This window comes from Solibacillus sp. FSL K6-1523 (assembly GCF_038005225.1).
Classification (GTDB): domain Bacteria; phylum Bacillota; class Bacilli; order Bacillales_A; family Planococcaceae; genus Solibacillus.
The window spans coordinates 539,764-555,783 of record NZ_JBBOSU010000001.1 but is presented as its reverse complement, the minus strand read 5'-3'; the positions used below and the strand labels follow the sequence as shown (position 1 = coordinate 555,783).

The window sequence follows — 16,020 nt, the reverse complement described above, 5'->3', positions numbered from 1 at the left end:
CTTTGTTTTTGTGAAATAATGAATAAAAAACGCCACGTAAAGCAATCAATCCTAAAATCGCTCTACATGGCATCCCCCTTACTTTTCCCCTTGCATAATCCCTTGTAAAAACAGCGCTGTTTGCAATTCAATATAACGGTCGATTGTATAGTGTTTTTTTAAAGCCCATCTTCGGAATGCCCAGCTTTGTCCTTGAACTACGACATGATTAGCTGCTAAATAAATCGCCTCATCGGGAAGGGATATGGCATTAGACTTTTTGCAATTCCGTAAAATCCCTTCAAAAATTGCCACCATTTCGACTTCCTTATCGAGTACATAATGCATGGCCTGTTTTGGCAATGATTTCGTTTCTTGATACATGATTGTAAATTCATCTAGCATGCTATCAATTAACAAGTAATACTGTCGAATTGCCTCTTTCAAATCGTCCATCGTTCCTGCAGTGCCCGAAAACTGTGATAAACGATTCATCACTTCGTCAAATATATTGTCACACACTAAAAACAGCACATCTTCTTTTGTACGAATGTATTCATATAAAGTACCGATGCTAAATCCTGCTGCTTTTGCCAGTTCACGAGTTGTCGCGCGATGAAACCCTTTCTCTTTAAACAACTTTACTCCCGCATGGATGATTTGTTGTCTGCGTTCAATCACTTTATTTTCATCCTTGATTGATGTGCCAACACGCAATTTATCTACATTTGTCATACACTATTTCGTCAGCATGCGCGAAATTACGAGGCGTTGAATTTCCTGTGTACCTTCATAAATTTGCGTAATTTTTGCATCACGCATATAGCGCTCTACTGGGTAATCTTTCGTATAGCCGTAGCCACCAAAAACTTGTACCGCTTCTGTCGTCGCTTTCATTGCTGTGTCTCCAGCTAATAACTTTGCCATTGCAGACGCTTTTCCATATGGTAGGTCATTTGATTCCAACCAGGCTGCTTGATATGTTAGTAAACGAGACGCTTCGATTTCTGTTGCCATATCAGCTAATTTGAAGGATACTCCTTGATTTGCTGCAATTGGTTTACCAAATTGCACACGTTCTTTCGCATAATCAACGGCTGCATCAAGTGCTCCTTGTGCAATACCAACTGCCTGTGCGGCAATGCCGTTACGACCGCCATCTAATGTTTTCATCGCAATGACAAAGCCTTGACCTTCCTCACCGAGCATATTTTCTTTTGGTACACGGCAATTTTCAAAAATTATTTCCGTTGTTGGTGATGAACGGATGCCTAATTTACGCTCTTTTTTACCTACTGAGAAGCCCGGGAAATCTGCTTCAACAATAAATGCTGTTGTACCATTTCTAGCCTCTGGATCTGTCACTGCAAATACAACATAAATATCTGCTACGCCACCATTTGTTATGAAGATTTTCGAGCCGTTTAACACATAATCATCGCCATCTTTTACCGCATATGTTTTCATGCCACCCGCATCAGATCCTGAACCTGCCTCTGTTAAACCGTAAGCACCGATCTTTTTACCTTCAGCCATTGGGCGCAAGTATTTTTGCTTTTGCTCCTCGTTACCAAACTTGTAAATTGGCCAACCTGCAAGTGATGTATGAGCGGATAACGTTACACCTGTAGATGCACAAACGCGTGACAACTCTTCTACTGCAATACAATAAGCTAAATAGTCAAAACCTGCACCGCCGTACTCTTCTGGCCATGGAATACCTGTTAAGCCTAACTCCGCCATTTTATCGAAAATACCACGGTCAAATTCTTCATGCTCATCACGATGTTCTGCAGATGGTGCTACTTCATTCACTGCGAAATCACGAATCATCTCACGTAATTGTTCATGTTCTTCTGATAATTGAAAGTTCATTTTATATTTCCCCTTTGTTATATAGTCTTTTATTTCATCCCATTACATGTTTGCTAATAACAATCTTTTGAATTTCACTTGTGCCTTCGTAAATTTGCGTAATTTTAGCGTCGCGGAAATAGCGCTCTACTGGGTAATCCTCGGTGTAACCGTAGCCCCCGAATATTTGTACCGCTTCAATTGCTGTATCCACCGCTGTTTGTGAAGCAAATAGTTTCGCCATTGACGCTTCTTTTCCACACGGTAAGTTTTGCGAGCGTAAATGTGCCGCGCGATAGACGAGTAATCTTGCTGCTTCCACGGCTGTTGCCATATCCGCTAATTTAAAGCCTACCCCTTGCTGCTGTGCAATCGGTTTACCAAATTGCACACGTTCCTTCGCGTATGCAGTTGCTGCTTCCAATGCCGCTTCAGCTATCCCCAAACTTTGCGCGGCAATGCCAATCCGTCCTACATCTAAATTAGCAAGCGCAATTTTATAGCCTTCTCCCTCTTCCCCTAAAAGCTGAGTAGCCGAAATGCGCATATTTTCAAATGTTAACTGAACCGTTCGCGAGCCATGTAAGCCCATTTTTCGTTCATCTTTCCCAACAATGAACCCTGCTGTATCTTTTTCTACAATAAATGCTGAAATACCGCGCGAGCCCACTTCTGGATTTGTTGAAGCAAAAACAATATACACATTCGCCTCATCGCCATTTGTAATAAATACTTTCGAGCCGTTTATAATATAATCATCACCATCACGAACCGCGCGTGTTTTTAATGCCCCTGCATCACTTCCCGCATTCGTCTCCGTTAAGCAAAATGCTCCTAAATATTCACCGCTTGCAAGCTTTGGTATATAGTGCTTTTTTTGCTGTTCATTGCCAAAATATAAAATTGGATTTGTCCCGACTGATGTATGCACAGATAAAATAACACCCATTACCGCACTTACTTTCGATAGCTCATTAATCGCAATAATATACGAGGTAAAATCCATTGCCGCGCCGCCATATTGCTCAGGTACGGTAATCCCCATTAGACCAAGCTCCCCCATTTTTCGAACGACTTCCCTTGGGAATTCTCCCGCTTCCATTCGTTCAACAAAAGGTTCGATTTCCGTTTTTGCAAAATCACGAACCATGTTGCGCATCATAAGTTGTTCATCTGTAAATTGTAGATTCATGATATTATCCTCCTATTCGTATACGTAAAAGCCGCGCCCCGATTTTTTGCCGAGCCAACCTGCTGCCACGTATTTTCGAAGGAGTGGGCATGGACGATATTTACTATCACCAAGTCCTTCATGTAAAATTTCCATAATGGATAAGCACGTATCTAGTCCGATAAAGTCTGCCAATGTTAATGGTCCCATCGGATGATTCATTCCCATTTTCATGACATCATCAATCGCTTCTTTCGTTGCAACACCTTCATATAATGCATAAATCGCCTCATTAATCATCGGCAATAAAATACGATTCGCAACGAAGCCTGGGAAGTCATTTACTTCAACGCCTGTTTTACCTATTTGCTTTGTCATCGTCGCAACTGCTTCATACACTTCATCCGCCGTTGCTAAGCCACGAATAATTTCAACAAGCTGCATAACAGGTACAGGGTTCATGAAATGCATACCGATTACTTTTTCAGGACGATTCGTTACAGCCGCGATTTCAGTAATCGGAAGGCTCGATGTATTCGTCGCTAAAATGGCATGGGCTGGTGCAATGCGATCTAGCTGTTGGAAAATGGACTTTTTCACTTCCATATTCTCAACCGCTGCTTCGATAATAATATCCGCCTTGCCTGCATCCTCAATAGCTAAAGACATCGTAATTCGTGAAAGAATTTCCTCTTTTTCCTGCGCTGTTTTACGTCCTTTTTCCACATCACGTGTTAAGTTTTTTGTGATTGATGCGATACCGCGCTCAAAAAACTCTTGCTTCATATCGTTTAAAATGACTTGATAGCCTGCTTGTGCACAAACTTGCGCAATACCAGACCCCATTTGTCCTGCACCGATAACCATAACCGTTTGAATGTTCATCCTATTTCTCCCCCTCGCCTTGTACTTCGATTAAGATCGCATCTCCTTGACCACCACCCGAGCAAATTGCTGCGATACCGAGCCCGCCACCACGACGCTTTAATTCATAAGCAAGCGTCAATATAATGCGTGCACCACTTGCGCCAATTGGATGACCAAGTGCTACTGCACCGCCATTGACATTGACTTTATCTACATCCAGCGTCGCCAGCTCATTGCTTACAAGTGCTACTGCGGCGAACGCTTCGTTAATTTCGAATAAATCGATTTCTTTGAGTGACTTCCCTGCTTTTTCAAGTAATGCATTAATGACAAGTCCCGGTGTTTGCGGGAATTGTTCAGGTGCAACGCCTACTTCTGCATGTGCGATAATTGTCGCTAACGGTTGACGTTTTTCTTTTTGCGCACGCTCTTCATTCATTAACACGAGCGCGCAAGCCCCATCATTAACACCTGGTGCATTTCCCGCGGTAATCGTCCCATCTTGACTGAATGCTGACTTTAAATTCGAAAGCGCTTCCACAGAAGTCCCTTTACGCGGCGCTTCATCTTGTTCGATGCGGATTGGCTCACCTTTACGTTGCATGATTTCAACTGTGGCAATCTCCTGTGCAAATTTTCCGTCCTCTATTGCAGCAAGTGCGCGTTCATGACTGCGAACAGCCCATGCATCTTGCTCTTCCCGACTAATTTCAAATTGCTGTGCCGTTTCATTTCCGTAAATGCCCATATGTACTTGCTGTGGATTAAATGAGCATGTTAAGCCATCATGCAATAGCCCATCTACTAAAGTTGCGTCTCCCATGCGCAAGCCAAAGCGACCTTTTGGCATATAGTACGGTGCATTGGACATCGATTCCATACCACCTGCTACAATGATTTCCTCATCTCCTGAACGAATCAATTGATCAGCAAGTGTCACACTACGCATACCAGATGCACATACTTTATTAATTGTTTCTGTTTTGACATGCCACGGGATTCCTGCTTTTGCTGCTGCTTGACGAGAAGGTATTTGCCCTTGACCCGCTTGTAAAACATTCCCCATAATGACTTCTTGTACATCATCTACCGCAACATTCGCCTTTTCTAAAGCTTCTGTAATCGCAATGCCACCTAGATCACTTGCAGATAAAGTGCTCAGCACCCCACCAAATTTTCCAAAAGCTGTTCTTGCTCCATCTAAAATCACTGTTTTTGACAATCCATACACCCCTTTGTTTGATTGACTGGAAAACATACTATTTAACTTAATTCAGCAGAAGTCCCCTACTTCTATAAGTGGGGGATGAATGCCAAAAAGGCAATTCTATTCAGTGGGGGTTCAAACCCCGGCTGAATCAAGTTAAGCCCCGGCGGATGTCACAGATTTTTAAGGGAAGTTTTTCGAGCGAGCTCGAAAAAATCTGGACGCAATTACGCCAAGGCGTAATTGATTTTTGCCTTTTTCATAGTTGACTGAACGCTCGCTCAATATGATTGTGTAAAAAATGGGAGTAAGTTTACTCCCATTTACATTTTACAAAATCTAAAATTATTAATCAACCAAATTTTTAGAATTAAAAGTTTTATTAATATATCATCCTTTAAACGTCTTTCTCTTCTGATATTGTCGATAATCCTTCCACTACCGATTCCACACCACTTACAGCTACTGCTTCTTTCATCTCGACTACTTCTGCAACTGGAGTCGTTTCTTCAAGTGCTTCCACAAGCTCTTCTTCCTCTGTAGAAGCTACTTTCGTTCCAAATACAGCACGCTCTAGTAATTCTGCGATGTCGTACGTGCCTACTTTGTCTTCTACTTCGATTGCTTTCGTGCCATCTGATAGCATTGTTAAGCAGTACGGACAGCCAGATGAAATGACCGATGCCTCAGTTGCAACGGCTTGTTCTGTACGCGCCACATTAATGCGGTTTCCAACATGCTCTTCCATCCACATTAAACCACCACCGGCACCACAGCACATGCCTTCTTCACGATTACGTGCCATTTCTACAAGCTTCACGCCTGGAATACCTTTTAAAATTTCACGTGGCGGATCGTACACATCATTGTAGCGACCTAAGTAGCAAGAATCATGGAATACAATCGTTTCATCCACGCGGTAATCCATCGTCAAACGACCATCCTGGATTAAATCGTATAGCAATTCTGTATGGTGTAATACTTCACCTTTCCACCCGAAATCTTGGTACTCATTTTTGAAAATATTATATGCATGCGGGTCGATTGTAACGATTTTTTTCACATCATTTTTTTCGAACTCATCAATATTTGCCGTTGCAAGCTCTTGGAATAAAAACTCATTTCCTAAGCGGCGCGGTGTATCTCCAGAGTTCTTTTCTTTGTTGCCTAAAATCGCGAACTTCACGCCTGCTTCATTCATCAACTTCGCAAAAGCTAAGGCGATTTTTTGTGAGCGGTTATCAAATGCCCCCATCGAACCTACCCAGAATAAATAGTCCATTTCTTCGCCTGATTTTTTCAACTCTTTTACTGTTGGAACTGAAATCGATGGATCAAGGTCACGCCAGTTTTCTTTTTCTTTACGGTTTAAGCCCCATGGATTTCCTTGACGCTCGATATTCGTCATCGCGCGTTGTGCATCTGGGTTAACCTTTCCTTCTGTCATCGTTAAATAACGACGTAGATCAATAATTTTATCCACATGCTCATTCATAACCGGACATTGATCTTCACAGTTACGGCATGTTGTACAAGCCCAAATTTCTTCTTCTGTAATAACATCACCGATTAAAGATGGGCTATAAATGTTATCAATTACTGCCCCTTCTGCACCAGCCGCCATTGCAAGCTGATTTCCTTGTGTGTTTTTAAAGAATGAAAATGGTACCCACGGCTTTTGCTTCGTTTCAACCGCACCCGTAAATGTTAAGTGATCGCGCAATTTTACGATTAAATCCATTGGTGATAACATTTTCCCTGTACCCGTTGCAGGACACATATTCGTACAACGCCCACATTCCACACACGCATATAAATCTAGCATTTGTTTTTGTGTGAAATCATGAATTTTCCCAACACCTAGTGGCGGCATACTTTCTTCATCTTCTGCCTCTTCTAATGCTGCAAAGTCAATCGGGCGCAGTGTTCCCATACGCTCTTGACGATTGGCAAATACGTTGATAATCGACGTAATTAAATGGAAATGCTTTGATTGCGGAATATACACTAAGAATGTTAATAAGAATAGTAAGTGCGCCCACCACATCACATAAAAAATTCCGATAGCTGCTGTTTGTGGTAACCATTGGAATAACCAAGCGATGCCCGATGCAACTGGCTCGGCACCTGTTAAACCTTCTCCATGCCAAATTAAGCCCATTCCGTTTGCTACTAAAGTTGACAGCATTAACCCACCGATAAAAATAAGAACAAGTCCATTTTTAAAGCCGCGTTTTAAGCGGACAAGCTTTTCCACATAGCGGCGGTAAAATGCAGTAAATACAGCTACTAAAATAACAAGTGCCACGATTTCTTGGAAGAATGTAAACACAGGATACAGTCCAGCAAGCGGCAAATGTGTACCTGGTATTAAACCTTTCAAAATTAAATCAATCGCACCAAGTTGTACGAGTAAAAATCCGTAGAAGAAGAAAACATGCGTTAAGCCCATTTTCTTATCCTTCAATAATTTTGACTGTCCAAATACTTTTTCGACAATATCGCCAATGCGGGCCGATAATTTTTGATCGAACTCTTCTTTTCTACCTAATTGAATAAAGTCATAGCGCGTTTTTAATAAATAAACGAATAAACCAAGTGCATAAAGTAACACCGCACCAAACGCTATCCAATTGACAATTAATAATGCATTCATGACGCTCCCCCTTTAAACTAAAATTCCAAACCCCTTTGTTTGAAGTTTTTTCAATTAAACTATATTTTCATTTTAGTTATGAATGAGCATTCAGTCAACACTATTTCAAATTAATTCTGAAAATTTAATATAGTTATAATAAAAGCTAGCTTAACGATTTTCTAATCGTTAGCTAGCTTTTTACGGTTATTTGAATACATTAGCACTGCGAATATACTCGACATCTGGGATAGATAATCGACTGTTTGCTATGCGCGCTGCCGCAAATAAATAATCTGATAATCGATTTAAATACTTTTGAACAACTGGTGATACGTCTTCTATTTCCTTCATGAGTGTCACCGTTTCACGCTCTGCACGGCGCGCTACTGTACGTGCAATATGAAGGGTTGCAGCTGCTGGTGAACCACCTGGTAAAATAAATCGTTGTAATGGTGGAGCTTCTTCTGATAAAGCGTCAATGCGTTGCTCTAAAATAGTAATTGGCTCTTCTTTTAGCTTATAGTGGCGTTCTTTCATAACATTCGCTAAGTCACCACCACCATCAAATAGCTCATGCTGGATTGACGTTAAGTCCGCAATAATATCTGCAAATTTACCTTTTTCCAGTTCAAAAATGGCCTTCCCAATGAAAGAATTCAGCTCATCAATCGTGCCATATGCTTGTACGCGTAAATGGTCTTTGTCGACACGACCTCCGATAATGCTTGTTTTCCCTTTATCGCCTTGCTTCGTATATAATTTCATTCTACTCACCCTTTCATGATTGAATCTTCACTTTATAGCCATTTTTCAATCGTTAATCGCCAGAATTTATCCGTTATTAGCCAAACTGATACGGTTAATCGCCAAATAAACTCATTTAATAGCCAATGCCAACACCGCTTTAGCGTAAAACTATTTCCGCGCTTGCTTGTATTTAACGATTGCCGCCATCGTAGTTTCAAAAACGCCTCGCCCAATTAGCTTTCCAATTTCGGTAATTGGTCCTGCATAAGGCATTTTCTCGCCCTGCTGTGTCGCGGCAATTAATAAGCTATCTGTTGCTGTACCCGTAGCAATCGTTTTCGTTTGTTGATCAACCACTTGCTGTTCTGCAAATGCTTTTGTCTTCGCCTCTGTTGCGGTAATCATCGCTTGGATAAATGCTTCATCGGACAGCTTGCCATTCACAAAAACCCACGTATTCACCGTACCGATATGAAATGAATCATCACGCAAATACGCTTTCGTTACATCAATACCATTACCAACACCTGCTGTAACCATGACGACGATTTCACAACTTCCTGATGAAAAAGCTTGAATTTCTGCACAGTTCATAGCCACCGCGGTCAACATAACAACTGTATTCGTAGGAGCAAACTGATGCTGCTGTAAAAAGGCAACCGTTTCATCATTTACTTTATTTATATCATAGTAAGGAGAAATAGCGCGATTTAAAAAGCTTTCATACCAACCGATTCCCGCATTATGCACCGCGGAAGAAACAACTTTTAACGGAGCTTGTGCAGTGTATTCAATATAGTCCTCCGTTATGCGAAAATCGTCTACCACTACCTTTGCAAAATTACGTTGCATTTCCTTCGCTGGTAGCATCGTAATTTGTGGTTTCGGTAATTCAGGATGCGGATATGTAGCAATTCGCGCTTGGTAAACGTCCTCTATTTGCCCTTGTAAAACGACTTCATGCGGTAATCCAAACGCACGCATTTCGCCGTCTTCTAATAGTAATAATTCATCGCAATAAAGTGAAGCTAGGTTAATATCATGGAATATGGACACGACTGTTAATCCATTTTGTTCCACTTGTTGGCGAATCATATCTAAAATTTGTTTTTGATGTGCGATATCTAAATGGTTCGTCGGTTCGTCTAATAACAGTAGCTCCGAATTTTGCGCCAATGCTTGTGCAATAAATACACGTTGCTGCTCACCGCCCGATAACAGCTCTAAATAATGCTCTTTATAACGTGCCACACCTGTTTGTTCCATCGCCGTCTGTACTGCCTGTTCATCTTTTTTTGACCATGAAGAGAAAAAGCCACTTTGATGTGGGTAACGCCCTAAAGAAATCGCATCATAGACAGTATTTGAAAAACTGCTCGCATGTAGTTGAGGGAGTACCGCCATTTTTTTTGCTAACTGTTTCACAGAATAACTTTCAATTGCTTGCCCATCTATGATGATTTGCCCGTCTTGCGGTTTAAGTACACCACTAATAATTTTTAATAGTGTCGATTTGCCGCTACCATTCGGTCCAAGTATTCCAAGAATTTTTCCCTTACCTACTTGAAATGACATGTTTTTGACAATTGGGTTTGCATGATAGCCACCTGAAATATTTTGAACCTTTAGCATCATGCTCCCCCCTTTCTACGCTGTTTAAAGAAAATATAAGCAAATACTGGTGCACCGATAAACGCTGTAATTACACCGATTGGTAGCTCAACTGGCGCAATAATTGTCCGCGATACTAAATCACAAATGACGAGTAAGCTTGCCCCGTTCAATAAGGAAATTGGGAGTAAATGTCGATGATCTGCCCCGATAATACTGCGGACCATATGCGGAATTACAAGACCAACAAAGCCAATTGTACCAGACGCTGCAACAGATGCACCTGTTAGCATCGAACCACCCGCTAAAATCATAAATTTACTACGTTTCACATTAACTCCTAAATATTGCGCACGTTCTTCACCATAAATCATCGCATTTAATTCGCGGCGTTGTAACCAAATAATAACGGTTCCGATAATCGCGAATGGCAAAATCATTTTCACATACGGCCAACCGCGCATTGAAACACTGCCTAAAAGCCAACCGATAATTTCTCGCAACTCTTCTCCTGTTAAGGCGACCATTAACGAAATGCAAGAACCTAAAAAGGAACTAAAAATAACACCTGTTAAAATAAGTGTTTCCATTTTCAGTGTACGGTCTACGATTCGCGCAAAGCTTAATACTGCAATCATCGTTAGTAGCGCACCAATCATACTAAATACAGGTAATGTAAAGGTTCCCAATAATGGAATCGAGATACCTAGGAAAATCGTCATCACAGCACCAACCGAGGCACCTGAAGAAATTCCTAATGTATACGGATCTGCCAGTGGATTTTTAAGCAACCCTTGAAAAGCTGCACCTGCAATCGCTAAAGAAGCTCCGATAATTGCTGCTAAAATGACACGGGGCATTCTGATTTTCCATAAAATACTGTGGGCAACGGGATCAGTCGCCTTGTCCCATAATGTTGCAATCGGAATATTAACCGAGCCAATTGACACACCGAGCCATACGCTTAATAGCAGCAAAACGATTGATACTAAATAAGCGAATGTATATTTTTTATTCACCGAAAACCTCTGGATACATTGTTTGTGCAATTGATTGAATACCTTCTACAATACGAGGTCCTTGACGACTTGTTGTATCCGCATCAATTAAATGAACATTTCCAGATTTCACTGCATCCATTTCTGCATAAGCTGGATTTGATAAAATTGCCTCAATATCGTCTTCGTATGTTACTAAAATCACTTCTGGATTGTCACTTACAAATTGCTCTGCGCTATATTGTAGCCAACCTGGTTGTGTCACACTATTTTTAACACCTACCGTATGAAGCATTTCATTAATAAATGTTCCTGTGCCAACCGCGTATAAATCGGGGTTCGTACCTACAACAATAAATGCCGATTTCCCATCTAAACCAACTGCCTTAGTTGTCATTTCTTCAATATCTTTTTGCATAGTAGCAACCATCTCATCTGCTTGTGCTACCTTGCCTGTTAGTTGCCCAATTTGCTTCATCGTTTCATATGTTTCTTCAAAATTCACCGTATTTTTTACGACAAAAACAGCAATGCCCATTGCTTCTAACTGTTCCATGCCCTTTTCAAAATTGTACATGCCTGATTCATGCGCAAATACGATGTCTGGTTTAAGTGATGCGATTAGCTCTAAATTAAATTCCATGCCGCCTACTTTTTCCTTTGTCGTTGCTTGTTCTGGGAAAGTATCGTTATCTGAAACGCCGACAATTTCTTCATTTAACCCTAAGCCAAATAAAATTTCAGTATTTGAAGGGGCAAGAGAAATAATACGTTCGGGTTGTTTTTCTAATGCTATCTCTCTTCCTAGTGAATCCGTTACCGTTACAGGGAATTGTGCAGCTGCACTATCCTTACCTTTTGCTGTTTTGTTTTGTTCTGTATCATTTGTTGTAGGCTTAGAATCCCCTGTGCCACAACCTACTAGTACGAGCATCGCCATTAAAAAGAGCATTGCTAAACTTTGTATTTTCTTCATTTTATTTTCCTCCTAAATTTTACGTAGCCTATCTAGAACCGTTTTTTCAACCAAAAGAAAGAAGCCTCCAACTTGGGAGACTTCCATTGATGTATGCAAATAATTTCGAATCGATAATTATAAGCCACTCCCGATCCTCGCAGGTTTACTGTTGGCAATGTAGAGGCAGGTCTCCTGGCTCATGCATGAATACTTGTTGATACCTTCCCAAATTTCTTCAGTGGCTTTTTTCAACAAACTCGCATTTACAGTGGCGGGACCGCATCGGACTGAAACCGATTTCCCTTTTAATCCTTATTCATTAATTTGAAAAACTAATTTTTTAAGAACCTTCACATTTCTTATTTAATTGATAGGTTATTCTATTATAGCGGAAGAATGAATGTTTGTATGTAGATAAGAGGGAGTTTTCAGAAACTTCATCACTATTCATTAAATATATAAGTTGAACCTATTTATATAAAATTAATATAAACTTTTTATTTGCCTGACCCGTCAAATAGGTAGAACGTATTTGCGACATGTTGAAAATTAGAAAAAGTGAATATTTTATTATTACAAAACATCGAGAGGTCCACTATCGCTTTGCACTTCAAATAGCAAACACATTCAAATGTCTACTAGTTTCATATAATATACGGAAAAACGAACGTACATAAACACTCAAATTTACAGCAGGAGGATTTAACAATCATGAGAGCACCACAAAATGAGTATGACAAAAGAAGAAAAAAAAGAAGATCACGAATTGTAATGACGATACTGGTTATGCTAATCCCTATTTTTTTTGCTGGTTTTATTGTAGGAAAATCGTATGCTATTAATGAAAAAAGTAGTAAGCAAGATATGACCGAAAAAGTAGAGCCTTCGATTAACCAAGGTAAAGAACAAACTAATCTAAAGGAAGAATCTTTAGAACACTCAAATTCTGAAGTTAACAACAACACCCAACAAGATTCTACAGAGGAGGTAGAAGCCCCAATCAGCCAAGATAAGGAACAAGCAAGTACAGAAGAAATATCTTTAGATAAAGTGGTCTACCTAACATTTGATGATGGTCCTAGCATATTAACAGGCCAATTTCTAGATGTCTTATACGAGCAAAATGTGAAAGTAACCTTTTTCATGCAAGGAAGTAACCTGAAAAAGAAGCATCTCCAGGAAAGTGTAAAACGGGCAACAACAGAAGGACATTATATCGGTGCCCATAGCATGACGCATGAATCCAAAACATTATACAAGGATAATCAGTTTGTACCCGAGATGAACGAAGCGTTAGCACTAATTCATGAGATTACTGGTACAAACCCCCGTTTAGTTCGCCCTCCTTATGGTTCCGCACCAGGGTTGAAAAGTGAACAGATTCGCAATCAAATCGTAGACGCAAACATTAAAGTTTGGGATTGGACAATTGATTCCAATGACTGGTCGTTAAAAGATAATCCATCCCAAATTATAGAGAATATTAAAAGTGGCACAAAAGCTGATAGAGAAGTTGTGCTAATGCACGAAAAACCACAAACTTTGGCGGCACTTCCAGAGATTATTGCATTTTACAGAGAACAGGGGTATAAGTTTGCCGTATACGAAGAAGCTAATCATTTCGCCCTTAACTTTCAGAAGGATGCACGTCTGTAATCTCCTTAATATGGCCTCTACATGGATACACCTGATTATTCAAATATTAGGTTGATCAATAAAGAGGCCGATATGTTATGAATGACATCGCAAGTAAAAATTCACCCATTCCGACCTTTATATATGATACGTATAATCATCCGGCAACACGCGCTGAAGAAAACGTTTTGTCCTCTCTTCTTTTGGTTGGACAAAAATTTCATGTGGCGTGCCTTCCTCTACAATATTTCCCCCATCCATAAAGATAACCCGGTTTGCTACATCGCGTGCGAATGACATTTCATGCGTTACAACAAGCATTGTCGTCCCTTCCTTGGCTATCTCCCTCATAACGGTTAACACCTCTCCAACAAGCTCTGGATCTAATGCTGACGTAGGTTCATCAAATAAAATAATATCTGGATTCAAAGCGACCGCGCGCGCAATTCCAACCCGCTGCTGTTGCCCACCCGAAAGCTGACTTGGATAAGCATCGTATTTTTCAGATAAACCGACCCGGTCCAGTGCTTCACGCGAAGTTTTTAATGCTTCTTCCTTTTTCATACCACGCCCGATATGGAGCCCTTCTGCCACATTTTCAAGTGCGGTTTTATTCGCAAATAAATTATAGTTTTGAAAAACAAAAGCCGTTTTTTTGCGAATCGCTAAAATGTCCTTTTTCGATGCATTATGCAAATCCACTTGAATCGTATCAAAGCTTGCTGTGCCTTCATCTGCACGTTCTAAAAAGTTAATGCAACGGAGAAGTGTCGTTTTGCCAGAGCCACTCGGACCTAAAATAACGACGACATCCCCTTTATCAATCGTTAAATCCACACCTTTTAAAATCTCATTCTTGCCGAATGTTTTATGGATATTTTTAATTTCTAACACACCGCGCCCCCCTTAAATAAAAGCCGACTTATACCGACTTAATCTCTTTTCATACCATTTAAATAAATACTCCACAGCGATACAAATGAGTAAATACACAATGAAAATATCAAGATATGCTTCTAAATAGTTGTAGCCGAAATTGGCTTCAACTTTTGCTTTTAACGTAATTTCTTGCAGAGAAATGGCATATCCTAGTGATGTTGCTTTTATTAAATTAATCGTTGCTGTACATAAATTTGGCATCGCTGCAACTAAAGCTTGCGGGATAATAATACGTCTATATGCTTGTGTTGTCGTCAATCCAACTGAATGTGCCGCCTCAATTTGCCCTTTCGATACGGTTTGTAATGCCGAGCGAAAAACTTCGATTAATACAGCCGTCGTGTTAAATGAAAATATAATAAACGCATACCAAAGTGGGTTAATTTCATAGATTGGGTAATCAATCTGATATTTCTCAAACAGCCCATTTAGCAGTAGTGGAATCGTTGCATACAGGACAAAAATTTGAATAATAATGGGTGTACCACGGACGAATGAAATATATAATTTCGCAAATGAATTGAGTACTGGTATTTCATAAATGCGGGACAATGCGAGTAAAAATCCAAAAGGAACTGCAACTATTAATGAAATAATGGTGACAAGAAGCGCCACTGGAACACCGCTTAATGCTATAAAAAATGTATTAATTAAAAATTGCCAATCAATGAATCCCATAAAGCGTCCCTCCTATGTCGCCCGAATCGGTTGCTTCCCTTTTCGAAATACTTTTTCAAGCAATCCAAATACCTTTTCAATCGCCATCGCCAGTAACCAATAAATAACCGCAAGTGCGATGAAAATTTCTAATGTATGTGTCCCGTAATTGTTTGCAATAATTAAATTCGCCTTCCCTACAATGTCGATAAAACCAATCGTATAGGCGAGTGCTCCCTCTTGTAAAACCGAGATAAAGCCATTTCCGAAATTCGGTAAGGCAATGACCAAAGCTTGTGGTAAAATAATGCGTCGGTACGCTTGAATTGGTGTTAGGCCAACACTTACAGCTGCCTCAAATTGTCCTCGGTCAATGGCTAAATATGCCGACCGGATAACTTCAGACATCATTGCCGCAAACTGTAAGCTAAATGTCATGACGACAAAAACACCTGATGAAACATTTTGCAAATTGACTTCGAAAAGATTTTCAGCAAATGCAGGCACACCATAATAAACTAAAAACAGCAATACAATAGAAGGTGTACAGCGCATAATCGTTGTATAACCTTCCGCTAAAACTTGCAGCCATTTCTTTTGACTTAATTTTGCTGCTGCTAATCCAAACCCCATGATTGAGCCACAAATGACTGAAAGCACGGCGATATAAATCGTAATCCATAAATAAGGGAGCAATGCGGGGAGTGCTGACCAAATATAGGACACATCAAAGTATTTTTCCAACTGCTAGCCACCTCC

The 16,020-nt window shown here is 40.3% G+C and carries 14 protein-coding genes and 1 riboswitch; of the genes, 1 reads left to right on the top strand and 13 read right to left on the bottom strand.

Translation table 11 applies throughout. The features are described 5' to 3' along the window. Positions 1 to 78 precede the first annotated feature (78 nt). The 10 genes from MHI10_RS02630 to MHI10_RS02585 all read right to left on the bottom strand — a co-directional run bounded on the left by MHI10_RS02630 (position 79) and on the right by MHI10_RS02585 (position 12,048). Entirely contained in the window at positions 79 to 714 is a 636-nt protein-coding gene (locus MHI10_RS02630; protein WP_340782690.1) for a TetR/AcrR family transcriptional regulator, read from the bottom strand. A gap of 3 nt (positions 715 to 717) precedes the next feature. Then, positions 718 to 1,854 (bottom strand): acyl-CoA dehydrogenase, encoded by a 1,137-nt coding sequence (locus MHI10_RS02625; RefSeq protein ID WP_340782688.1) that lies wholly within the window; start codon positions 1,852 to 1,854, stop codon positions 718 to 720. A gap of 34 nt (positions 1,855 to 1,888) precedes the next feature. Then, a complete protein-coding gene (locus MHI10_RS02620) occupies positions 1,889 to 3,025 on the bottom strand; it encodes an acyl-CoA dehydrogenase (RefSeq protein WP_340782687.1) in 1,137 nt (378 codons plus the stop codon). 12 nt (positions 3,026 to 3,037) lie between these two features. Continuing rightward, entirely contained in the window at positions 3,038 to 3,889 is an 852-nt protein-coding gene (locus tag MHI10_RS02615) for a 3-hydroxybutyryl-CoA dehydrogenase (RefSeq protein ID WP_340782684.1), read from the bottom strand. Between the two features lies 1 nt (position 3,890). Continuing rightward, complete coding sequence (locus tag MHI10_RS02610) at positions 3,891 to 5,093, bottom strand: acetyl-CoA C-acetyltransferase (RefSeq protein ID WP_340782683.1); 1,203 nt, start codon at positions 5,091 to 5,093, stop codon at positions 3,891 to 3,893. 382 nt (positions 5,094 to 5,475) lie between these two features. Further along, positions 5,476 to 7,734, bottom strand: coding sequence for a (Fe-S)-binding protein (locus tag MHI10_RS02605; protein ID WP_340782682.1), 2,259 nt, complete (start codon positions 7,732 to 7,734; stop codon positions 5,476 to 5,478). A gap of 186 nt (positions 7,735 to 7,920) precedes the next feature. Continuing rightward, the gene (locus MHI10_RS02600; RefSeq protein ID WP_340782679.1) at positions 7,921 to 8,481 is read right to left on the bottom strand and encodes a cob(I)yrinic acid a,c-diamide adenosyltransferase; all 561 of its coding nucleotides are present in this window, start codon (positions 8,479 to 8,481) and stop codon (positions 7,921 to 7,923) included. Positions 8,482 to 8,631: 150 nt separating this feature from the next. After that, on the bottom strand, positions 8,632 to 10,095 hold the full coding sequence (locus MHI10_RS02595) for an adenosylcobinamide amidohydrolase (protein WP_340782678.1): 1,464 nt from the start codon (positions 10,093 to 10,095) through the stop codon (positions 8,632 to 8,634). Continuing rightward, complete coding sequence (locus tag MHI10_RS02590) at positions 10,095 to 11,093, bottom strand: FecCD family ABC transporter permease (protein WP_340782676.1); 999 nt, start codon at positions 11,091 to 11,093, stop codon at positions 10,095 to 10,097. Before MHI10_RS02590 ends, MHI10_RS02595 begins: the two co-directional genes overlap by 1 nt. Continuing rightward, positions 11,086 to 12,048 carry an ABC transporter substrate-binding protein gene (locus MHI10_RS02585; RefSeq protein WP_340782674.1) on the bottom strand — a complete coding sequence of 321 codons (963 nt, stop codon included), beginning with the start codon at positions 12,046 to 12,048 and terminating at the stop codon, positions 11,086 to 11,088. Before MHI10_RS02585 ends, MHI10_RS02590 begins: the two co-directional genes overlap by 8 nt. 147 nt (positions 12,049 to 12,195) lie before the next feature. After that, positions 12,196 to 12,397, bottom strand: a riboswitch (cobalamin riboswitch). Between the two features lie 344 nt (positions 12,398 to 12,741). Here MHI10_RS02585 and MHI10_RS02580 point away from each other — a divergent pair. Further along, positions 12,742 to 13,686, top strand: a complete 945-nt coding sequence (locus MHI10_RS02580) for a polysaccharide deacetylase family protein (RefSeq protein ID WP_445683171.1) — start codon at positions 12,742 to 12,744, stop codon at positions 13,684 to 13,686. Positions 13,687 to 13,803: 117 nt separating this feature from the next. Here MHI10_RS02580 and MHI10_RS02575 read toward each other — a convergent pair whose 3' ends face one another. The 3 genes from MHI10_RS02575 to MHI10_RS02565 are packed head-to-tail and all read right to left on the bottom strand — an operon-like array spanning position 13,804 to position 16,005. Beyond that, positions 13,804 to 14,559 carry an amino acid ABC transporter ATP-binding protein gene (locus MHI10_RS02575; RefSeq protein WP_340782671.1) on the bottom strand — a complete coding sequence of 252 codons (756 nt, stop codon included), beginning with the start codon at positions 14,557 to 14,559 and terminating at the stop codon, positions 13,804 to 13,806. Between the two features lie 12 nt (positions 14,560 to 14,571). Then, a complete protein-coding gene (locus MHI10_RS02570) occupies positions 14,572 to 15,282 on the bottom strand; it encodes an amino acid ABC transporter permease (RefSeq protein ID WP_340782668.1) in 711 nt (236 codons plus the stop codon). A gap of 12 nt (positions 15,283 to 15,294) precedes the next feature. After that, positions 15,295 to 16,005: an amino acid ABC transporter permease gene (locus tag MHI10_RS02565; RefSeq protein WP_340782665.1), complete on the bottom strand. Its 711-nt coding sequence runs from the start codon at positions 16,003 to 16,005 to the stop codon at positions 15,295 to 15,297. Positions 16,006 to 16,020: the final 15 nt, after the last annotated feature.